This window comes from Limoniibacter endophyticus, from assembly GCF_014652835.1.
In the GTDB taxonomy this organism is placed as follows: Bacteria; Pseudomonadota; Alphaproteobacteria; order Rhizobiales; family Rhizobiaceae; genus Limoniibacter; species Limoniibacter endophyticus.
The window spans coordinates 73,711-94,391 of sequence record NZ_BMZO01000011.1; the positions used below are offsets into that span (position 1 = coordinate 73,711).

23 protein-coding genes and 2 pseudogenes are annotated in these 20,681 nt (G+C 57.1%); 17 read left to right on the forward strand and 8 right to left on the reverse strand.

From position 1 onward, the window contains the following. Positions 1-20: 20 nt before the first annotated feature. From IE151_RS15660 to dld, 5 genes and pseudogenes are all read left to right on the forward strand, one after another. Positions 21-533: a hypothetical protein gene (locus tag IE151_RS15660; protein ID WP_210310904.1), complete on the forward strand. Its 513-nt coding sequence runs from the start codon at positions 21-23 to the stop codon at positions 531-533. Further along, on the forward strand, positions 530-2,095 hold the full coding sequence (locus IE151_RS15665; protein ID WP_189492310.1) for a GMC family oxidoreductase: 1,566 nt from the start codon (positions 530-532) through the stop codon (positions 2,093-2,095). Before IE151_RS15660 ends, IE151_RS15665 begins: the two co-directional genes overlap by 4 nt. A gap of 69 nt (positions 2,096-2,164) precedes the next feature. Beyond that, positions 2,165-2,435, forward strand: a pseudogene (locus IE151_RS15670) (ribbon-helix-helix domain-containing protein); the annotation flags it as partial. Positions 2,436-2,633: 198 nt separating this feature from the next. After that, entirely contained in the window at positions 2,634-3,425 is a 792-nt protein-coding gene (locus IE151_RS15675; protein WP_189492316.1) for an acetoin reductase, read from the forward strand. Between the two features lie 119 nt (positions 3,426-3,544). Continuing rightward, the gene (gene dld / locus IE151_RS15680; protein ID WP_189492319.1) at positions 3,545-5,233 is read left to right on the forward strand and encodes a D-lactate dehydrogenase; all 1,689 of its coding nucleotides are present in this window, start codon (positions 3,545-3,547) and stop codon (positions 5,231-5,233) included. Positions 5,234-5,375: 142 nt separating this feature from the next. Here dld and IE151_RS15685 read toward each other — a convergent pair whose 3' ends face one another. Together IE151_RS15685 and IE151_RS15690 are read right to left on the reverse strand one after the other, a co-directional pair. Further along, complete coding sequence (locus IE151_RS15685; RefSeq protein ID WP_189492322.1) at positions 5,376-5,618, reverse strand: hypothetical protein; 243 nt, start codon at positions 5,616-5,618, stop codon at positions 5,376-5,378. Positions 5,619-5,877: 259 nt separating this feature from the next. After that, positions 5,878-6,588 carry a LuxR family transcriptional regulator gene (locus tag IE151_RS15690; protein ID WP_189492325.1) on the reverse strand — a complete coding sequence of 237 codons (711 nt, stop codon included), beginning with the start codon at positions 6,586-6,588 and terminating at the stop codon, positions 5,878-5,880. Positions 6,589-7,072: 484 nt separating this feature from the next. On the opposite strand from IE151_RS15690, the gene IE151_RS15695 reads away from it, so the two are divergent. Then, positions 7,073-7,213 carry a DUF1127 domain-containing protein gene (locus tag IE151_RS15695; protein WP_189492329.1) on the forward strand — a complete coding sequence of 47 codons (141 nt, stop codon included), beginning with the start codon at positions 7,073-7,075 and terminating at the stop codon, positions 7,211-7,213. Between the two features lie 212 nt (positions 7,214-7,425). Here the strand turns inward: IE151_RS15695 and IE151_RS15700 are convergent, their stop codons facing one another. The 3 genes from IE151_RS15700 to IE151_RS15710 form a co-directional block, all read right to left on the reverse strand. Continuing rightward, positions 7,426-8,706 (reverse strand): O-acetylhomoserine aminocarboxypropyltransferase, encoded by a 1,281-nt coding sequence (locus IE151_RS15700; RefSeq protein ID WP_189492332.1) that lies wholly within the window; start codon positions 8,704-8,706, stop codon positions 7,426-7,428. A 122-nt stretch (positions 8,707-8,828) separates the two neighbouring features. Continuing rightward, positions 8,829-9,269, reverse strand: coding sequence for a CoA-binding protein (locus IE151_RS15705; protein WP_189492335.1), 441 nt, complete (start codon positions 9,267-9,269; stop codon positions 8,829-8,831). Between the two features lie 3 nt (positions 9,270-9,272). Next, the gene (locus IE151_RS15710) at positions 9,273-10,085 is read right to left on the reverse strand and encodes an enoyl-CoA hydratase (protein WP_189492338.1); all 813 of its coding nucleotides are present in this window, start codon (positions 10,083-10,085) and stop codon (positions 9,273-9,275) included. A 129-nt stretch (positions 10,086-10,214) separates the two neighbouring features. Here IE151_RS15710 and IE151_RS15715 point away from each other — a divergent pair, with 129 nt between their 5' ends. From IE151_RS15715 to argC, 6 genes are all read left to right on the forward strand, one after another. Then, positions 10,215-10,679, forward strand: a complete 465-nt coding sequence (locus tag IE151_RS15715) for a PaaI family thioesterase (RefSeq protein WP_189492341.1) — start codon at positions 10,215-10,217, stop codon at positions 10,677-10,679. Between the two features lie 65 nt (positions 10,680-10,744). Continuing rightward, a complete protein-coding gene (locus IE151_RS15720; RefSeq protein ID WP_189492344.1) occupies positions 10,745-11,521 on the forward strand; it encodes a cyclase family protein in 777 nt (258 codons plus the stop codon). A 221-nt stretch (positions 11,522-11,742) separates the two neighbouring features. Then, positions 11,743-12,207, forward strand: coding sequence for a 50S ribosomal protein L13 (gene rplM, locus IE151_RS15725; protein ID WP_189492348.1), 465 nt, complete (start codon positions 11,743-11,745; stop codon positions 12,205-12,207). 2 nt (positions 12,208-12,209) lie between these two features. Then, a complete protein-coding gene (rpsI, locus tag IE151_RS15730) occupies positions 12,210-12,689 on the forward strand; it encodes a 30S ribosomal protein S9 (protein WP_189492351.1) in 480 nt (159 codons plus the stop codon). 105 nt (positions 12,690-12,794) lie between these two features. Next, entirely contained in the window at positions 12,795-13,751 is a 957-nt protein-coding gene (gene speB, locus IE151_RS15735; RefSeq protein ID WP_189492355.1) for an agmatinase, read from the forward strand. Positions 13,752-13,820: 69 nt separating this feature from the next. Then, a complete protein-coding gene (gene argC / locus IE151_RS15740; protein WP_189492358.1) occupies positions 13,821-14,762 on the forward strand; it encodes an N-acetyl-gamma-glutamyl-phosphate reductase in 942 nt (313 codons plus the stop codon). A 151-nt stretch (positions 14,763-14,913) separates the two neighbouring features. Here the strand turns inward: argC and IE151_RS15745 are convergent, their stop codons facing one another. Continuing rightward, complete coding sequence (locus IE151_RS15745; RefSeq protein ID WP_189492361.1) at positions 14,914-16,014, reverse strand: COX15/CtaA family protein; 1,101 nt, start codon at positions 16,012-16,014, stop codon at positions 14,914-14,916. Between the two features lie 237 nt (positions 16,015-16,251). Between IE151_RS15745 and IE151_RS15750 the strand changes: the two genes are divergently transcribed. Further along, entirely contained in the window at positions 16,252-16,491 is a 240-nt protein-coding gene (locus IE151_RS15750) for a DUF2842 domain-containing protein (protein ID WP_189492365.1), read from the forward strand. A 9-nt stretch (positions 16,492-16,500) separates the two neighbouring features. On the opposite strand, the gene IE151_RS15755 is transcribed toward IE151_RS15750, so the two are convergent. Both IE151_RS15755 and IE151_RS15760 read right to left on the reverse strand, forming a co-directional pair. Further along, positions 16,501-17,400, reverse strand: a complete 900-nt coding sequence (locus tag IE151_RS15755; protein WP_189492368.1) for a tyrosine-protein kinase family protein — start codon at positions 17,398-17,400, stop codon at positions 16,501-16,503. Positions 17,401-17,571: 171 nt separating this feature from the next. Then, positions 17,572-18,213: a TetR/AcrR family transcriptional regulator gene (locus IE151_RS15760; protein WP_189492371.1), complete on the reverse strand. Its 642-nt coding sequence runs from the start codon at positions 18,211-18,213 to the stop codon at positions 17,572-17,574. A 101-nt stretch (positions 18,214-18,314) separates the two neighbouring features. Here IE151_RS15760 and IE151_RS15765 point away from each other — a divergent pair, with 101 nt between their 5' ends. The 4 genes and pseudogenes from IE151_RS15765 to IE151_RS15780 all read left to right on the forward strand — a co-directional run bounded on the left by IE151_RS15765 (position 18,315) and on the right by IE151_RS15780 (position 20,636). Then, a complete protein-coding gene (locus IE151_RS15765) occupies positions 18,315-18,761 on the forward strand; it encodes a hypothetical protein (RefSeq protein ID WP_189492374.1) in 447 nt (148 codons plus the stop codon). Between the two features lie 51 nt (positions 18,762-18,812). Continuing rightward, a pseudogene (locus IE151_RS15770) lies at positions 18,813-19,228 on the forward strand (transposase); the annotation flags it as partial. Positions 19,229-19,805: 577 nt separating this feature from the next. Continuing rightward, on the forward strand, positions 19,806-19,961 hold the full coding sequence (locus tag IE151_RS15775; protein WP_189492381.1) for a hypothetical protein: 156 nt from the start codon (positions 19,806-19,808) through the stop codon (positions 19,959-19,961). A 180-nt stretch (positions 19,962-20,141) separates the two neighbouring features. Then, positions 20,142-20,636 carry a hypothetical protein gene (locus tag IE151_RS15780; RefSeq protein ID WP_189492384.1) on the forward strand — a complete coding sequence of 165 codons (495 nt, stop codon included), beginning with the start codon at positions 20,142-20,144 and terminating at the stop codon, positions 20,634-20,636. The last annotated feature ends 45 nt before the right edge of the window (positions 20,637-20,681 follow it).

Consider the following 20,681-nt stretch of genomic DNA (forward strand, 5'->3'; position numbering starts at 1 on the left):
GACTTTGGGAGGAGACACGCATGACAACAGCAACCAAGGGGCTCGTATCGCCGAGCTCCACCTCACCGACCGCCGTCGCAAAGACGGATCCGGGAGGCTTCCCGCTCGATCCTGCCAAGGACTCAGCGAGTTGCAAGCTCCTGGTGCGGATGGTTCGGGCAATGTACCCGCACAAACGTTTCGGTGATGCGCCCTACGAACGTACCGCCAACGCCATCTTCAAAGCCGCAGAAGCATCCCCCGCCCAGAAGGTCGCCTTCGCCAGCGCCCTGTATGATCTGGCCGCCGCCGGCTTCGCCGACCTCGATGAAGAGGCCGCCTATAACCATCTGAAATCCATCGAGTCTACCGCCTTCTTCAAGCTCGTGCGCAGCACTGCGGTTGTCACGCTCTATGACGATCCGGAGGTCTGGGAGTTGCTGGGCTATGAAGGCCCGAGCTTCGACAAGGGAGGCTATGTAAATCGCGGCTTCAACGATCTCGACTGGTTGCCTGAGCCACGCATCGAAGAATATCAGGGAGGTGACCAATGAAGCCGATTTCACGCGATGATGAAGCTGTGGTGATTGTTGGATCAGGTGCCGGTGGCGGTACGCTTGCCTACGAGCTCACGAAGGCTGGAATTCCTGTCGTTCTCCTGGAAGCCGGCCCCTTCCTGAAGAACGAGGATTATGAGAACAATGAATGGGAAGCCTTTCGCCAGATGGCCTGGCTCGACACCCGCACGACAAGTGGCTCCTGGCGTATCACAAAGGATTTTCCGGAATTACCCGCCTGGATCGTCAAGGCTGTGGGCGGCACGACCACCCACTGGTCTGGGGCCACGCCACGTTTTCAGGAATATGAATTCCGGGCTCTTTCCACCTACGGCAAGGTGAAAGGTGCGGCGCTTCTCGACTGGCCAATCACGCTCGAAGAGCTTTCCCCGTATTACGACAAGGCCGAGATCGCCATGGGTTCGACCCATCGTCATGGCAGAAAACCCCTGCCGGCCAATAATAATTACAAGGTTTTCGCCAATGGCGCGGAACGTGTCGGCTACAAGATGTATGCGACCGGTCCTTACGCCACCAATGCCGAGCCTTATGACGGGCGACCGGCTTCCATTCAGGACGGCTTCAATTTTCAGGGCGACAAGAACAAGTCGAAATGGTCGATCCTTGTCCGCGAAATCCCGCGCGCGCTGGAAACCGGCTTGCTCGATCTGCGGCCAGAAAGCCATGTCGTGCGCATCACGCATGACAGGACCGGCAAGGTCGATGCCGTGCTTTACGTCGACAAGAACGGTGATCTGCATCGACAGGCTGCAAAGATCGTCTGCGTCGCAGGTAATTCCATCGAGACACCACGTCTTCTTCTGATGAGCGAAAGCGGTCAATTCCCCAACGGTCTGGCCAACAGTTCCGACCAAGTGGGCCGGAACTACATGCGTCATCTCACCGGCTCCGTATATGCGCGCTTTGACAAGCCCGTGCGCATGTACCGCGGCGAGACGATGGCCGGAATTATAGCCGACGAGGCAAAGCACGATCCCGCGCGCGGTTTCGTCGGCGGCTATTACATGGAGACGCTGGCACTCGGCCCTGCATTTCTCGCTGCCTTCGCCGAACCCGGCGGCTGGGGACCGGAGTTCGCCGAGATCATGGAATCTTATGCCAATACTGCGGGCATGTGGATCGTCGGCGAGGACATGCCTCAGGCCACCAACCGCGTCACGCTTTCCGACAGCGTGAAGGATCAATGGGGCCTGCCCGCACCGAATGTGCATTTCGATGACCACGAAAATGACATCGCCATGCGTACCTATGCCTACGAGCATGCGGAGAAGCTCTACGAGGCGGTCGGGGCGACAGGTTCGCACCGCACCCCGCCCTACCCGTCCACGCATAATCTCGGCACGTGCCGCATGAGCGAGAAGGCGGAAGATGGTGTGGTCGACAAGTGGGGTCGCGCGCATGACGTGCCGAACCTGTTCGTCTCAGATGGGTCGGTCATGACGACCGGTGCGGCGGCCAATCCAACGCTGACCATTGTTGCGCTGGCGATCCGGCAGGCCGAATATATTGCCGGGCAACTGAAGCGCGGAGATTTGTAGAAGACAGCTCCCACCCGTCCGGTACTGGAAGGTGGGAGCGCAGTCGCCACGACGACGCAGGAGGAATGCATGTGCAGATTGTTTGTCGGGGCCGATTGCGCCCTGTGGGAGAGCCAGACGCGCTCGATCCGTATGGACGGCATGGTCACCAGCGTACGGCTGGAGAAGATGTTCTGGATGGTTCTGGAAGAAATTGCAGCGCGGGACGACATGAACGTGCCGCAGCTTCTGCACCAGCTCTATAATGAGTCCATCGACGAGGGCCATGACCTCGGTAATTTCACCTCTTTCCTCCGCGTCTGCTGCATGCGCTTTATCGATTTACAGCTACAAGGCATGCTCCTGCCGGGTGGGCGAGAAAGCCTCTACACGACCGAGGAAATCCTGACGATGGAAGCGAAACGTCACCGTGAAAGTGGCGCCGCCGTCCGTAGTATCCGTACCAACTAGACTTTCGCCAAAGACCTTTCGATCGGGTTTTCAGGTCGCGTGCATGCGCACGCGGCAATGGCCCTTTGCAACTTGAGTGGAGGAATGCATGAGCAAGAACGAAGACACACGTAATATTATCGTCACCGGCGCGGCACGGGGTATCGGCAAAGCCATTGCTCTGCGGCTGGCGCAGGATGGGCATAATGTCTCGGTCAATGATATTGATGCAAACCGGGATGAAGTCGAAGCCGTCAAGAGCGAAATCGAGAAGATCGGCCGAAAGAGCCATGCGGTGACGGGCGACGTCTCGGTCGAATCCGACGTACGGAAAGTGATAGACGAGAGCGTGAGCGCGCTCGGCAGCCTCGACGTAATGGTCGCCAATGCCGGCATTGCGCAGGTCAAGCCGCTTCTGGAAGTCACGCAGGAGGATTGGGATCGCATGATGGCGATCAACCTGCGCGGCGTCTTTCTTTCCTACCAGCTTGCGGCCAAGCAGATGATAAGCCAGGGCAAAGGTGGCAAGATCATCGGTGCCGCATCCATCGTCGCCTATCGACCCTTCGCGCTTCTTTCGCCCTACTCTGCTTCAAAATGGGCGGTGCGTGGCCTTACCCAGGGAGCCGCTATGGAATGGGCGCAGTATGGCATCACCGTCAATGCCTACTGCCCGGGCATTGTCGGCACGGCGATGTGGGATCTGATCGACGAGAAGTTGGCGCAGAACGAAGGGCTCAAGAAGGGGCAGGCCATTGAGAAATATTCCGATCTCATCCATCTCGGGCGCGTATCCGTGCCGGAAGACGTGGCGAATTTCGTTTCCTACCTCGCTTCCTCCGATTCCGATTACATGACCGGCCAATCCGTCATGATCGATGGAGGTATCCAGTTCTCATAAATCCGTCCACAACCGATAAAATAGTGGACCCAAAACGTCGGCCTCACCATAAATCTGTTCCCAAACAAACGGGCGCGCGAATATGGTGGGGCTAATCGATTGCCTCATGGACTGACGAAATGACCCAGACGCTGCTCGACGATTTGCGAGCCATTGTCGGAACAAGACATCTCCTGACCACACCTTCGCAGATGCGGCGTTTCACCCACGGCTACCGATGGGGTGAAGGCAATGCACTCGCCGTGGCCCAGCCGGGAACGCTTGTTGAGATGTGGAAGGTCATCGAGGCAAGTATCGCAGCCGATGCAGCGGTGATCGCCCAAGCCGCCAATACAGGGCTTACCGGCGGATCTACGCCCTTTGGCAATGATTATGATCGCCCGGTCGTGCTGGTAAACACAATGCGCATCAAGTCGCTGCACATGCTGGGCGGTGGGCGACAGGTATTGGCCTTTCCCGGCACGACGCTGGACGAGCTGGAAACCGCCCTCCAGCCGCTCGGCCGCGAGCCGCATTCGGTTATCGGCTCATCCTGCCTTGGCGCGTCGGTCATTGGCGGCATCTGCAATAATTCGGGCGGTTCGCTGATACGGCGCGGCCCGGCCTATACGGAGCTGGCCCTTTATGCTCGTGTCACCGATAACGGACGCCTCGAGCTCGTCAATAATCTGGGCATTTCGCTCGGCAACGACCCGGCCGATATTCTCCGACGCATCGAGACGAAAGCTTATTCCGAGAACGACATCGACTGGAGCGATGATAAAGCGGCCTCCGATCCGGATTACGTGCGTTATGTGCGTGAGATCGATGCGGCGACGCCTGCGCGCTACAATGCAGATCAGCGGTGCCTGCATGAGGCATCCGGCTCCGCCGGCAAGGTCATAGTCTTCGCCGTGCGTCTCGACACGTTTGAAGCCGAAAAGGAAACCGAGGTCTTCTATATCGGAACCAACGACCCGAACGATCTGACCGAAATCAGACGCGGCATGCTGGCCGACGGCGCCTCATTGCCGATAGCCGCCGAATATATCCACCGCGAAGCCTTCGATATTTCCGCCCGCTATGGCAAGGACACCTATTACCTCGTGCAGAGGCTCGGCACGCGCAGGCTGCCGAAGCTCTTTAGCCTGAAAAGCCGGATCGAAGCCTTTTTCGACCGCATGCCCTTTACCTCCGCCAGCCAGGTCGATCGCATCATGCAGAAGATCGCCGATCTCCTGCCCTCTCCGCTACCCGAACGCCTGAAGCAATTTCGCGACCGCTTCGAGCATCACCTGATGATCAAGGTCTCGGCGGCTGATGCGCCTGCCTTGCAGACCCTGCTATCGCAACTTTATCCGAAAGTGTCTGGCGACTGGTTCGAGTGCACCAAAGCCGAAGGTGCTGCGGCCTTCCTGCACCGCTTCGCCACGGCCGGTGCTGCCGTGCGCTACGATTCCGTGCATGGCAAAAGGACCGGCGGCGTTATCGCGCTCGATATCGCCCTTGCCCGCAACGATCGCGAGTGGATGGAGAAACTCCCGGCTGAAATCGATAGCCGCTTCATCCACAAGCTCTATTACGGGCACTTCTTCTGTCACGTCTTTCACCAGGATTATCTCCTGAAGCCCGGTTTTGACTGGATGGCGACGAAGAATGCAATGTTGGAACTCCTGGAAAAGCGCAATGCGCGCTATCCCGCCGAACATAATGTCGGTCACCTCTACAAGGCGGAAGAGACGCTCACCGCGCATTATCGCGCTCTCGACCCCTGCAACTGCTTCAATCCAGGTATCGGCAAGACATCCAAGCTAAAATACTGGAAATAGGTCACTCGCGCAGTTCCGGCTGGCGACAGCCGTTCTGCGAGAACCGGACCTAGATGCAGAGGCGAGCCTGGAAAAGCACGTTCTGCCATCGCTCCCACATGTCCGACCGTTCCAGCATTGCCCGGTTATTATCCCTTACTCGTCATGGCTGCCCGTCCGCTAGACTATCGCGGATTTCCTTTATTTCGATGACGGACATGTCGAGCAGATAGCCGAGCATGGGGAACCCATTGGTGCGCGCGTTACGGCGCATCTCCATCAGCAAGGACTGCATATGCTCGAGCGAGCTCAATTTTAGCTCATCATCAAGCGGAAAGCGCTCGACACGAGGCCGGCCTCTCTTCTCCGTCGACGACAATGCCGCCTCGCGATAAAATCTAGTCATTTTCCCCTCATCCCAGTTTCCCTCTAATATAACGAAGGTAAACCTGTTCCTACCGCAGAATCTTCTTATTGATTTTGTCTATTTCTCGGTAATGCGGTGTGCGATGATAGAAATGTTTCTGTAATTCCTGCATCTTGCGACAAACGCTTCGTATCGAGAAATATCTCGCCCAAGGAAATCTTCTGCGCGACTATTTGATGCACTGCCGCGTCAGCGCCGGTGCATCAAACGAGATGCGATTGCCCCCGTGCCCACGCGATCACGGCCTGATATCACCCGACAGGATCGCGTGCGCGACAGCTTGCGTCGTCGTGGTTACCTCCATCTTTCGACGGATATTGCATAGATGGTTCTGAACCGTTCCTTCGGCGATCGAAAGGATTTCCGAGGTTTCCCAGGCGGTCTTGCCGGAGGCCGCCCAGTGAAGAACTTCCCGCTCACGATTGGTCAGCGGTGCTTTCCCATCGCACCCCAGTCGGTCGAGGGCCATGTTCAGATAGGCGGTCATCATGACAAGGCCAAGTTCGGTTCGCGGACTGAAGTCGATCTTGTGCCGACTTGATACGGAGATCACGTGACGGGATCCGACGTAAGGGATGACAGCACCATCCACCAGACCGTGTTCTCGGGCTTCTCCATTCAGACGGTGAACTGTCTTCGAGAAAGAACTCGCCCGACGGGCCACCTCCCATTCGAAAGGACGCGAGCGTAGAACAGCCCATTGTGCAACCGGGTCATGAAGGACATAACGCTGCGAAAGATAGCGTGCCTTCCACTCTTCCGGCCAGTTCGTCGCTATGATCAAGGGTTGCGCGGCGGTTCCGCACGTCTTGAGGCTAGAGATAATGTAGTGCTCGAAACCAAACCTGCGAATACCGGCGCCGAATTCCGATATGGCCTGCTCTCGCGAGCTGAATGTGTTACTGCCGTCGATGAAATCGACTATATTTTTAATACCATGCAGTCCCATGTTGCCCCCAGTGCTGCGTGACGATATTAGATATAGCTACTCCGACAAGACGTTAATACTATAATATTACTTTCGTACTTATTCTTTATGCGTAACCAATATGGCTTAAGACACACATAAAGTCATCTATAGATTTTTCCCTCTACTTTTCGAACCTGCTACTAAATTGAACTCTCAAGCAGCCCGAACAGAGCCAGTATATACGATTTTTCCTGCGTTGTTTATTACGCGATCGCGTACCATGATTTGGGTGTTTTTAGTGCCTGAATTCATGTTCTTCAGCGCGAACTATCTAATGTTTTCAGACAGTTCCAATTAACACACTGGGCCAAAACAGGGCAATGTCGCAAATGCGCCATGTTGCGTTGCACAATCAGCAAGGCTGCCATGCATTCTTATGTGTTTTTGACTAGGCCCGGCGTAGCTATATAGCGGCCATACAAAGAATAGAGCGAATAAAACGCACAAACGAGAGCCATACACGATGAACCTGATCCGCAACTACCGTAATTGGCGCCGTTATCGCGACACCGTTAACGAGCTGAACCGTCTTTCGAACCGCGAGCTGAGCGACATCGGCATTGCCCGCAGCGATATTCCTTTCGTCGCACGCCGTTCGGTCTAAGAAATTTCGCGGAGCCGTTCCTCCTCCCCAGGCTCTGTGAATACGACCAGTATCTCCTCCTCCCGATCGCTGGTCGGACCCAAACGATACCCGCCGGACCTCCTCCCCCGGCGGGTATTGTTTTATGAAGATTTCACTCCCGCAACCCCGCAAACGGCAAAGCCGCCACACCCTACGATGCAGCGGCTCAAAGCATGCGATCCTCCCCAGAATCAGTCGGTCAGCGCCTGATCGATGTCGGCCTTCAGATCGGCCACATCCTCGATCCCTACCGAAAGACGAATGACGTCCGGACCTGCGCCTGCAGCGACTTTCTGCTCATCCGTCAACTGACGGTGCGTGGTCGATGCCGGATGAATGACGAGTGAGCGCGTGTCTCCAATGTTGGCGAGGTGCGAGAAAAGCTTGAGTTTTTCGACGAATTTCACACCAGCCTCAAATCCGCCCTTCACGCCGAATGTGAAGACGGCGCCCGCGCCCTTGGGCGAGTAGCGCTGTTGGAGCGCGTGGTTCGGATCATCCGGAAGTCCCGGATAGGAGACCCAGCTCACCTTCTCATGCGCTTTCAGATGTTGTGCGACGCCAAGCGCATTATCGCTATGGCGCTGAACACGTAGGCCGAGCGTTTCCACGCCGTTGAGGATCAGGAAGGCGTTGAACGGCGAAATTGCAGGTCCGAAATCACGCAAACCGACCACGCGTGCGGCATAAGCAAACGCGGCATTGCCAAATGCCTTGTGCAGGATGACGCCGCCATAATCCGGGCGCGGCTCGGAAAGGATCGGATAATTGTCGCTTTTCGACCAGTTGAAGGTCCCGGCATCGATGATGATGCCGCCCATCGAATTGCCATGGCCACCGATGAACTTGGTAAGCGAATGCAAAACAATATCCGCCCCATACTCGATGGGACGCAGGAGGTAAGGCGTGGCCAGCGTATTATCGACGATGAAGGGGAGGTCATGCTTGCGGGCAATGGCCGAAATTGCTTCAAGATCGACGAATTCGCCATTCGGATTGGCAAGGCTCTCTACATAGATGGCGCGCGTGCGCTCGTCGATCTGACTTTCAAATTCCTCGGGATTGCGCGGCTCTGCCCATCGCACATGCCAGTCGAAACTCTTGAAGGCGTTGTTGAACTGATTGATGCTGCCGCCATAGAGCCGCCTCGAAGCAATGAAATTGTCGCCAGGCCGCAGGATCGTGTGAAACGTCAGAAGCTGCGCGGCATGTCCGGAAGCAACAGCCACCGCCGCCGTGCCGCCTTCCAGTCCCGCAATACGTTCTTCGAGCACGCCCTGGGTTGGATTCATGATGCGAGTGTAGATATTGCCCGCCTCCTGAAGGCCAAACAGATTGCCCGCATGCTCCGTGTCGCGAAATACATAGGCCGTCGTCTGATAGATCGGCGTCGCGCGCGCGCCCGTTGCGGGATCAGGCTTTGCGCCTGCATGAATGGCCAATGTATCGAAGCCCGGGATTTTTTCTGACATGCTCTCTCCTCACCTTACTCTTGGCGCACAAGCGCCGGGATCCTGAACAGGCGCAAGATGCCCCGCCCCTGAACGCTTGATAAGAAATTTTGTTCTCCGCAACGGCGTATTTGCGAACGGGATTACCCTATTCGATCAAGACCAAGGCGCGGCGTCTCGATTGCCGGGCAGCGGTTCATCACCACCTTGATCCCGGCCCTTTCCGCCGCGCTTGCAGCCGCGTCGTCACGCACGCCAAGCTGCGTCCAGATCACCTTCGGCCTGGTTCCAAGTGCCAAGGCTTCATCGACGACGCTCTGCATGGCAGCCGACTCGCGAAACACGTCGATCATGTCAATCGGCACGGGTACATCAGCCAGGGAGGCGATGATCGTTCTGCCCGCGATTTCCTTGCCGGCCTGCCCCGGATTGATCGGATAGACCTCGTAACCACGCGATACGAGAAAGCGTGTCACGCCGTGGCTGGGGCGTTCCGGCTTGATCGAGGCGCCGACGACGGCAATTGTGCGCGCGGAGCGGAGAATGTCACGGATATACTCGTCGGAATAATTATCGTGGTTCATGGCTCATGAATCCTTCCAATGCGGATGACGCTTTTCGATGAAGGCTGAAATTCCTTCGCACGCATCGTCGTAGAGCATATTCTCCACCATGATCCCGGCAGTATAATCATATGCCTCCGCCAGGCCCATCTCTGCCTGGAGATAGAAGGCTTCCTTGCCGGTCTTCAGTGTGCGCGCGGATTTCGAAGCGATCCTGACGGCAAGAGCGCTCGCCTCGGCACGCAGCTTATCAAGCGGCACGACTCTGTTGACGAGGCCGATACGCAGGGCATCCTGGGCCGAAACCGTATCTCCGGTCACAAGCATCTCCATCGCGTGCTTGCGTCCGACATTGCGCGAAAGCGCCACCATCGGCGTCGAGCAGAAAAGCCCTATATTCACACCCGGTGTGCAGAAGCCGGCATTATCCGCGGCGACGGCGAGATCGCAGCTCGCTACAAGCTGGCATCCGGCAGCCGTGGCCAGCGCATGGACCTCTGCGATGATGATTTTCGGATGACGGATGATCTGCTGCATGAGTGTTGCGCAATATCCCATTGTCTTTGAAAAGAAATCGCGTCCACCGTCTTCATCGCTCCGATGTGCCGTCATCTCCTTCAGATCATGTCCCGCGCAGAAGACCTTGCCTTCCGCCGCGAGAATAATGACACGCACCTCGGCACTTTCGGCCGCCGCAACCAGCGCATCCGAAAGCTCGGCCATCATGGCGATGGAAAGCGCATTGGCTGGCGGCGCGGCGAGTTTCAAGCGCAGAACGCCGTTTTCCAGCTCCTGCTTGACCCGCGTGCCAACCACCGTCTCGACCGGACTATCCATGCCAACTCCTCCCTTTCGATAAAAGAAGACTAGCACCGGAAAGAAACAGATCAACGATCACGGTCTTCAACGCCGACCTATCCAATGCTACGCATGCAAGGATATGTAAGGATATGTAAGGGGGGACCTATGCCGCATCATACCGACTTGCAGCCGCGACTTTCGATCGCAGACGTAAATTTGCTGCTCCATCGCGAATATCCGCAACTTGCGAACGGCTTTGAAAGCTTGCGCGCCGAAACGCTGGGCGACGGCACCGCGCTCGTGACCATGGAGGCGGATGAGCGCCACCTGCGCCCCGGCAATACGATTTCCGGCCCGACTCTGTTTACGCTTGCCGATGTGGCGGCTTATATCTGTATCCTGGCCTTCGGTGGACCGGATACGCTATCGGTAACCACCAATCTCAATATCAATTTCATGCGCAAGGCCGCAGCCGGAAAATTGTGCGCGCATACGCGCATCCTGAAGCTCGGGAAGAGCCTCATGGTCTTTGACTGCGATCTCGTCGGACCGGATGGGAAGACCGCTGCCCACGCCACGGGCACCTATTCAATCCCGCCAACGCCTGCTCTCCCCGCGTCATCACGCTAGATCTGGCCTCTCTGGCGATAAGATTCGATAAAGCGCTTCATTTGCTGCTTGCGAAAGGACTTTTCATGGTTCGTTTTATCGATCTTTCCGTTGCCATAGATAACGACACCCCTGCCGATCCGCCTATCCAGAAACCTGTGATCGAATATTTCGATCACAGCCAGAGTCTTGGCCAGCTCCTGCCCTTCTTTCCCGGACTTGATGCGGCACACCTGCCGGATGGAAAGGGCTGGGCTGTCGAGAAAATTATGTTAACGACGCATAATGGGACGCATCTGGACGCGCCCTGGCATTACCATCCCACCATGGAGGACGGTATGCGGGCGACAACAATCGATGAAATACCGCTTGAGTGGTGCTTTCAGAAGGGTGTGAAGCTGGATTTCCGCCACCTGGAAGACGGCTATGTGGTTACGGCACAGGACGTCGAAAACGAGCTGCGACGGATCGGACACATGCTCTCACCACTCGACATCGTGCTCATCAACACTGCCGCAGCGGCACATTACGGCGAGCCAGACTATATTCACCGCGGATGTGGCATGGGGCGTGAGGCAACGCTCTATCTGCTGAATCGCGGTGTCCGGGTGGCCGGCACCGATGCGTGGAGCTGGGACGCTCCATTCCTGCACACGGCACGCCGGTTCGCGGAAACAAACGACGCCTCGATTATCTGGGAAGGACACAAGGCCGGTCGCTTCAAGGCCTATTGCCACATGGAGAAATTGTGCAATCTCGACCTGCTCCCCAGCGCAGGTTTTACCGTTTCGTGCTTTCCGGTGAAGATAAAGGCTGCTTCGGCTGGATGGATTCGCGCCGTCGCTATCCTCGATGATCAATAATAATTGCGGTATTCCTATACCATATTATCAAGCCGTTGATTTCATTGATTTATTTTATAACTAGATAGTTTCAAGCGCTTGACGCCCTGTTTCTTTTTATCTATAGACTGCGCCGGACGCTGGAATGATATCCGTCGTTCTTTTTGTTGGCGCGAAAGCTGCCAATACAAGCAACAAGAAATGCCTTCCATCGAGGAAGGTCTTTTGAAAGAGCACGAACCATGAAAACTTTTTCGCAGAAGCCTGCAGAAGTTGAGAAGAAGTGGGTGCTGATCGACGCCGAAGGTCTCGTCGTTGGTCGTCTAGCAACCCTCGTCGCCAACCGTCTGCGCGGCAAGCATAAGCCGACCTTCACCCCCCACGTCGACGATGGCGACAATGTCATCATCATCAACGCCGACAAGGTCGAGCTGACCGGCAAGAAGTACACCGACAAGGTTTACTACTGGCACACCGGCCACCCGGGCGGCATCAAGGAGCGCACCGCTCGCCAGATTCTCGAGGGTCGCTTCCCGGAGCGTGTTCTTGAAAAGGCTATCGAGCGCATGATCCCGCGCGGTCCTCTCGGCCGTCGCCAGATGAAGAACCTCCGCGTCTATGCCGGCGCAGAGCATCCGCATGAAGCACAGCAGCCTACGACGCTTGATGTCGGCGCGCTGAACGCCAAGAACAAGAGGGTCAAATAATCATGGCTGAGCTCAACTCGCTCGCAGATCTCGGCTCCGCAGTCGAAGCCAAGGAAGTCGAAGCCGCTCCGGTTCACGTCCAGAAGCTCGACAAGCAGGGCCGCGCCTATGCTACCGGCAAGCGCAAGGACGCCATTGCACGCGTCTGGGTCAAGCCGGGCTCCGGCAAGATCATCATCAACAAGAAGGAATACAACGCCTACTTCGCGCGTCCGGTCCTTCAGATGATCCTGCAGCAGCCGCTGGTCGCTGCCAACCGCTCCGGCCAGTTCGACATCATCGCCACTGTTGCTGGCGGCGGTCTCTCGGGCCAGGCTGGTGCCGTTCGTCACGGTATCTCCAAGGCGCTGACCTATTATGAACCCGCTCTGCGCGGCGTTCTCAAGAAGGGCGGCTTCCTGACCCGCGACAGCCGTGTCGTTGAACGTAAGAAGTACGGTAAAGCCAAGGCTCGCCGCTCCTTCCAGTTCTCGAAGCGCTAATCGCTTCTGTCACACTCTTCGAAAAGGCGGGCTTCGGTCCGCCTTTTTCGTTATTGTATCCCGCAGCATTTGCTTTACCGCTGTAAAACCTGCGGGAGAAAAGAAATGCCATCGACCTCGATCGACAATGCCTTCGTCCCCGGCCCGATTACCGGCGCCGCCAGTGATCCGACCTACGCGGGCGCACTGTCCTTCATGCGACGCAAGTTTTCGAAGCGCGTCGCAGGCGCCGACGTCATCATCTGGGGCATCCCATTCGACAGCGCCGTCTCCAACCGACCCGGCGCGCGTTTCGGCCCTCAAGCCATGCGGCGCGCCTCCACAATCTTCGACAATGATCCGCAATATCCGTTCGAGCGGGATCTGTTCGACAAGCTAGCCGTGATCGATTATGGCGACTTTCTCCATGATTACGGCTATCCCAACCGCGTGCCTCGCCTGGTCGAGAAGGAAGCAGCAAAGCTGCTGCGCACCGACGCTCTTCTCATCTCCCTCGGCGGCGACCATTCCGTCACATATCCCCTTCTCAAGGCGCATGCCGCGCGCCACGGGCCGTTGGCACTGGTGCATTTCGATGCGCATCAGGATACATGGCCTGACGATGGCAAGCGTGTCGATCATGGTTCCTTTGTCACGCGTGCCGTACGCGAAGGGCTGATCGTCCCGGATTACTCGATCCAGATCGGCATTCGTACCCACGCGCCGGAAAGCCACGGAATCAGGATCGTGCACGGCTACGAGTTGGAAGACATGACGGTTGCCGAGATTGCCACGGCGATTGAACGGCGCGTCGATGGTCGTCAGGCCTATATCACCTTCGACATAGATTGCCTCGATCCTGCATTTGCACCAGGCACAGGCACGCCGGTTGCAGGCGGCCCCTCCAGCGCAAAGATGCTTGGCGTGTTGCGCAGGCTCACCCATCTGCATATTGTCGGCGCGGACATTGTCGAGGTCTCACCGCCCTACGACCACGCCGATATCACGGCAATCGCCGGTGCAACGGTTGCAATGCATTATCTGGGTCTGGCCGCAGAACGAAAGGTACGCAGGAAGCCCTGATTGCCGCTGGAAATTGCGCAGCTTCCCCAGTATGACCTGTTAACGGTTCAGAGAAATATAGGACAAGACATGAGCGCGAAAATTTTCATCGACGGCGAACACGGAACCACGGGCCTGCAGATTCGCACACGTCTTGCCGCGCGCGATGATATCGAAGTCCTGTCCATTCCTCATGCCGAACGTCATAACAGGGCCATGCGCGAAGATCTGCTGAATTCAGCGGACGTCGCCATTCTCTGTCTGCCGGACGATGCCTCGCGCGAGGCGGTCGGCATGCTTTCCGGCAACAGCCGTACCAAAGTGATCGACACCTCGACCGCCTATCGTATCAATGCAGATTGGGTCTATGGGTTTGCCGAAATGGAAAGGTCGCAGGCCGGGCGCATTGCAGACGCCCGCTACGTGTCCAATCCCGGTTGCTACCCGACCGGCGCAATCGCTTTGCTGCGCCCGCTGGTACTGGCGGATATTCTGAATGCCGACTATCCGGTCAGCGTCAATGCCGTCTCAGGCTATACCGGAGGAGGCAAGCAGATGATCGCGCAGATGGAAGATACGACCCGCGAGGACGCAATCAGCGCCCCGCATTTTCTGTATGGCCTGACGCTCAAGCACAAGCACGTGCCGGAAATGCGTCAGCATGGCCTGCTGGCAAAAGATCCGATCTTCGCGCCCAGTGTTGGAAGGTTCGACCAGGGTATGCTGGTCCAGGTGCCGCTGCATCTCGACGCCCTGTCCGGTCGCCCCTCGCTTGCGAAGGTGCATGAAGCGCTCACCGCCCATTATGCTGGACAGGACATCGTCGAAGTCGTTCCGCTTGAAACCAGCTCCACCCTGGCGCGCGTCGACCCTACTGAGTTGCGCAATTCCAACCGCCTGAAGATTTACGTTTTCGGCACGGAGGGCACCGGGCTCGTCAATCTCGTCGCCTCCCTCGACAATCTGGGCAAAGGCGCTTCGGGTGCCGCCGTGCAGAACATGGATCTGATGATCGGTCGTACCAAGGGGTGAAGCCGCGGATAGCCGCGACAGGAGCGCCATTCCCACTTATCCCCGCATGCATACGTGCCTCTCCGCGAGCTGGCATACCGGGGATGTACATGCCGGAAGAGGAACGCAAGCCTGCGCGTCGCGCAGACAATCCCCCTCTTCCGCTCGGCCTTTATCGCGCCAGCTTGATCTGCGTTTCCAGCGGATAAGGCCCCTTGGTACCGCGCCAGTGCGCCACTGCGAAGGCCAGCACGACAAGCGCCATTGCCTGATGAGCCAGGGCCGTATGGATTTGCACGTGTGTGAGCAGCGTCGCAATTCCAACAATCGCCTGGATCAACACCAGGTGGAAAAGCAGCAGCGCGCGACGTGCATGCGTCGAACCTGGATCGGCGCGGCGAGCGGCGACCATGTGCCAAAGCGCGACGAAGAAGATCAGATAGGCACCGGTGCGGTGCACGAACTGCACCGTCTTCACATTCTCAAAGAAATTCACCCACCAGGGACTCTGGATCAGCAGATCCGAAGGAATGAGCGCACTGTCCATCAACGGCCAGGTATTGAAGGTGTAGCCTGCATTCAGACCGGCAACTAGTCCGCCCAGGTAGATCTGAAAGAGCACGAGCGCGACCAGCCAACCAGCCGCCTTGCGCGTCTGCGCTGATGCGGGATCAGCATGGTGCGGAGCAATGCCGCGCGCCACATACATGATCGCCGCAAAGATGACGCAGGCGAGCGTCAGATGCGTGGCCAGACGGTACTGCGATACGTCCGTGCGCTCAACGAGCCCAGACGCCACCATCCACCAGCCAACGGCACCTTGCAGCCCGCCAAGGGCCAGAAGCACCAAAAGCCGTGGTTTCAACGCTTTTTCGATACGGCCGGTGAACCAGAACCAGGCGAGCGGAAGCGCGAAGAGAACGCCGAGTGCTCGCGCCAGGAAGCGATGTGCCCATTCCCACCAGAAGATAGTTTTGAACTCTTCGAGGGACATGCCCTTGTTGATCTGCTGATACTGCGGGATCTGGCGATATTTTTCGAATTCTTCCTGCCATTCCGCGCCATTGAGTGGCGGGACGACGCCATGGATGGGTTTCCATTCCGTGATTGAAAGACCCGATTCGGTAAGGCGCGTAGCGCCGCCGACGACGACAAGCGAGAAAAGAACGAGAAGGACGAGATAGAGCCACCAGCGCAGCGCCGTTCGATTTTTCTCTTCTCTCCTCTGCAGGGAGATCGGGTCGATCGTGCTATCTTCTGCCAAAATGCTCATATTTGCTTCATCCCACTCGGTTCGCTTCCCCATCATACGTTTTGGGAAACGGCCTCGTCCGTGCATATGCTGATCGGACAACGGTGCTTCAAGCGCTGCCCCCGCGTTCGCATGCGCAGTCAATGATACAAATGCGGCATGGGTGCAAGCGTGCAACAGTAGCGACATGCCGTCGCGGTTGACGCCCCGCTGCAGATCGTCTTCAATCGATCATCTTTGCAGGAGGGAAGTCCGCCGATGAATATACGTATAAAAAAACTGATCGGAACGGTGCTTCTCGTCGCCTTGGTTGTGATCTATGCGATCATGGCAACTGCAATTGCCGTCGCACAGCTGGCCGAATCCGGTCCCGTCGCGCATATGCTCTATTTCCTGACCACCGGGCTGCTCTGGGTCCTTCCCGCCATGGGAATCATCAAATGGATGGCAAGCGATCGGCGCGGGCTGAAGAAGGCGTCAGCCATTTCCGATCGCTAGGCCGATGAATCAAATTTCGGCCCAGACAAGATAAGGCGTCGGATAACCCAGCTGGACCATCGAGTATTTCAATTCCATTGCGCGTTTGCGGTCCCGCACGACCGAGATGCAAATCGAACAGCTTTTGTCTGCCAGCCGATGCAAGCCTTCCGCAGATGATGCGCCACATTCGATCACAACGACGTCATAAGCGACTGCCAGTGCATTCAGAATGATCGGCAGACGGTCTGCATCCCGCATCGCACGCTCGGGATCGACGCGGCCCAGCGGCACAATATGGGTATCCGAGTAGAGATCGGCATGGATTGCGTCAGCATAACGCGCGCTGCCGGACAGGAGGTCGGTGATGCCGGCCTTCACGCTACCTTCCAGGGTCGGACGTGCAATGACGCCTTCAGTGGTCATGTCTACGAGAACAACGCGGCCGCCCTTGTCTGCCCGTTCACGCGCATAGCGGATGGAAGCGGCGGAACCGCCCTCGCCATCGGGCGAAACAAAAAGGATGCGCTTTGTCTCTTCGTCCTCGAGCTTCCTGGCCGCCTCGGAAAGCTTGAGGACCGGATCAAGCTCTTCTGTAACAAGGTTGTCTCGTTTTATTTGAAGGGACTGAGTTACAGGACGCGGCTCCACCTTTTCAGCCGCTGGAATGTGGAGCTGAGTTTCTCCTCCGAATTCCTTGGGTTCATCCCGCGCCCTTAGACGGCGACTGCGCATCGCAACCAGAGCCGCCATCAGGAGCGCAAACAGCGCAATGGCCGCTTCGACTAAAAGACCTTTCGTGAAAAGCCAGCCGATCACCGCCAATGCCACGATTGCCAGGATAAGAAAGATCGCAAAGACCAACGTCCTCAGCGAAGATGCAGCGCTCCCCTTTGGACTTTCGTCGTTCATTGCATTCTGCGCGCCCATTCGTCGCTCCCGCCAATCATCGTGCGACTCGCTATGGCTTACAATTCTTTAAGAAACTCGAAAAATCCAGTGCGGCCACGTCTCACGGGGTTTCATAGGGCACCACGCCGACGGCCATATGCAACAGGCTGTGTGAAAACAGCCTGTTTTCCGGGCCCGCCCGGAAGAGGCCTATCTTTTGGCGATCTGACTTATAAACAGATGAAGCGCTTGATGCATTGCCTCGGATGAAGGCTCGGTAACATTCCACTCTGGAAAATGTCCGTCGATTGCCATACGGGCCAAACCATAGACCAGAGCACGGGCGCCGAGGACGAGGTCATCGAAATCCAGATCACCGACGATCTGGCCCCGCTCTCTGGCGTCGGTCAACAGATCGATCATCTGGCGACGAATGGCCTCGTTCTGGTTCCTCAGGATCTCGGACGAATTGAAGTCGATCAGCGTTCGCGAACTGATGATCTCGAAATGCGTCGGGTTGGCAATGGCCCAACGCAGGTAACCATGGCCAATGGTCTCGAAGATCGCCAGTGGATCGGAACTGTCCGCGTTCGTGTGCGCCAGTGCGACGGCTTCGGTTAACCGGGTCATCGCTTGCTCCGCGACGGCGGTCATCAAAGCCGTTTTGGAGCGGAAATGCCGAAACGGTGCACCGGGCGAAACACCGGCTCGCTTGGCGGCTTCACGCACGGAGACATGCTCGACGCCGCGTTCCTCTATGATCTCTATTGTCGCAGCGACGAGCGCCTCGACGAGGTTCCCGTGGTGGTAGCGCTTGGCATGCGGGTCATTTGTGGGCTGGTCTGTATCCATGTCTGACGCTTAGCATGAAGGAGGCATGTAATCATCGATTATTTTATTGCATATAGGCCGATTTCTGTGTAATCGTTGATTACATCATCAGGAGGTTTTGCATGCTCCGTTCTATCCTCGCAATCGGCCTGACATGTGCCGCCCTCTCGCTCTCCGCCGCGCAGGCTCAGGATAATCCGACACTTGAAATCGTCTGGCCCAAAGCTGGAACCACCGTTGCATTAGGTGACGATACGGAACGTGCGATCGGTGTTGTCGTCAGGAGCAACTTCAAGCTGCTTCCCGCCGGGCAATGCGGGGAAGACCGTCGATGTGGGCACGTCCATATGAAGATCGATCCCGACGGTGATACGTGCAATATTCCGGGTCGCCCCTATAACAGCATGAACAGCGACTTCGGCGGCGATCTGATCAGGGCGCGCTTCGGCCACTGCCCCAGTGCGACCGGACGCCACGTCATCGGCATTCTGCTGGCCGACGACCACCACCGGCCCATTCTTGTGAGCGGCAAGCCGGTGACGGCTCTGGTCGAGGTGACGACGAAATAACTATCGGAGCGGGCGGATGCGCTATGTTGCCGGGATGATCGCCATCAATCCATGCTTTTACCCGCCCAATCGATGATTATGTCGACGCGAATGCTCCAGTCAGGGTCATTAGACGCCTTCGTTGGCAATCTGGACTTTGCGGCTCTCGGGTTTGATCGGGCCGTTCCTGCGAATATACGCCGGCCCAGCTATGATCCGCGCGACATGCTGCGCCCTTATATTTTCGGTTATGTCAATGAACTGCGTTCATCGTGGAAACTCGAGCGGGAGTGCCACCGTAACCTCGAACTGATGTGGTTGCTACGCAGGCTTGCGCCGACTTCAAAACCATCGCCGACTTTCGCCGTGACAACGGACCTGCCATCATTGCGGCGTGCCGGGCACTTGTCCTGCTATGCCGTGGCCAGGACCTGTTCCAGGGTAAACCGGTCGCGATCGACGGCTCGAAGTTCCGCGCGGCGGCAAGCTACAAGAAAGTACTTGGCAGAAAGTCGATCTGGATCGGCGAATTACTGCTTACCTTTCCAACCTTGATGAGGCCGATACGGCAGAAGCGGACGATCGTCCGGAGGCGACTGCGAAGTTGCTGCTTGACCTGCAATCACGAAAGAAGGAACTCAACGCCCGGCGATCCGTCTTGGCGTTGAGGAACGCAGTTATGTAGGCGAAGACGATGCCCGCCCGACGGGAGTCAGGCATGGAAAGAAGCCGCCATCCGTCAAAGTACAGACAGCAGTCGATACCGAAACGGGCCTCATTTTGCATCGTGAAGTGACGACGGAATTCAATGATACCCGGATGCTGCATCCCGTCGCCTTTGCTGCAAAAGAGGTTCTTGCGGGGAATTTGCTGACCTACGAGTCCCCGACAAAGAAAGGACTCCGGTTGGTTTACGAGGCGCAGGCACAGTCCTGCGCAAACTGCCCACTGGAAAGCAGATGCACCGCCAGTCGTCGCCGTACCATCGCACGGCAGTCATGAGGACGCCCTCGAACGGATGAACCAACGCGTTGAAGCCGACCGTGATCTCATGCGGCAGCGGCGATGCTCGGTCGAACACCCTTTCGGTACGATCAAGCGTATGACGGCGGCGGACGCTTCCTCACACGTAACCTCAAGGGCACAAAGACCGAAATGGCGCTCTCGGTCATCGCCTATAATCTGCTGCGCCGCATCAACATCCAGGCAGCGGCCAGCTGATCTTCAGCGCAAGAGACGCTTCGTTCGGAAACGGAACCTCTCTATTCTCACGCAGCCTGGCGATCGGGGCCGCTGCGTCAGCTTCCCCGCAATTCTACCTGTTACGCGCTCCCCTGCTCCATGCTTAGCTTGATAACGTAAAGTCACTTTCAGGTTCATCTTGATTGCGAAGGAGAGAACATGCCGCTTGAGCAGATTATCCTCAGGAACGTGGATTACACGCCGCTGCACCTCGTCATCGTTGAAGACAACGGACGTCATCACACGCTGAGCCTGATGAAAGGGCAACAATTCATTATCAATGTCATCGAGACGCTCCACGGCTACAATTTTGAGGCGCAGCAAAGGCTCGAAGGTCGCAGCATTCCAGTCTCCAAGCTTGATCTGAACGCGGGCGACAAGGCAGATGATCTCATTTTCGGAAGCAGCGGCTCAATCCACTATTACGAGCGTTCCACCCTCTTCGGACGAAATTGGCTCGCCTCTGTGGATACGGGGGAATTCCGATCCCATATCACCGATGATGACGGGATCAACAAAAGCGGTTCCGCCTATCTCACCCAGCGCCCGCAGGACAATGGTCTCGTCATCAATGTTCACAGCACGGAGAGCGGCAATCTGTCGGCGCTTCTAGAAGCGCCCACAGCGCCACCGGAATATGAGATAGCCGCCTAGAGCTATCGCCGTATCTTTCTGCGGCCTGCCCGCGATCAGGGAGCG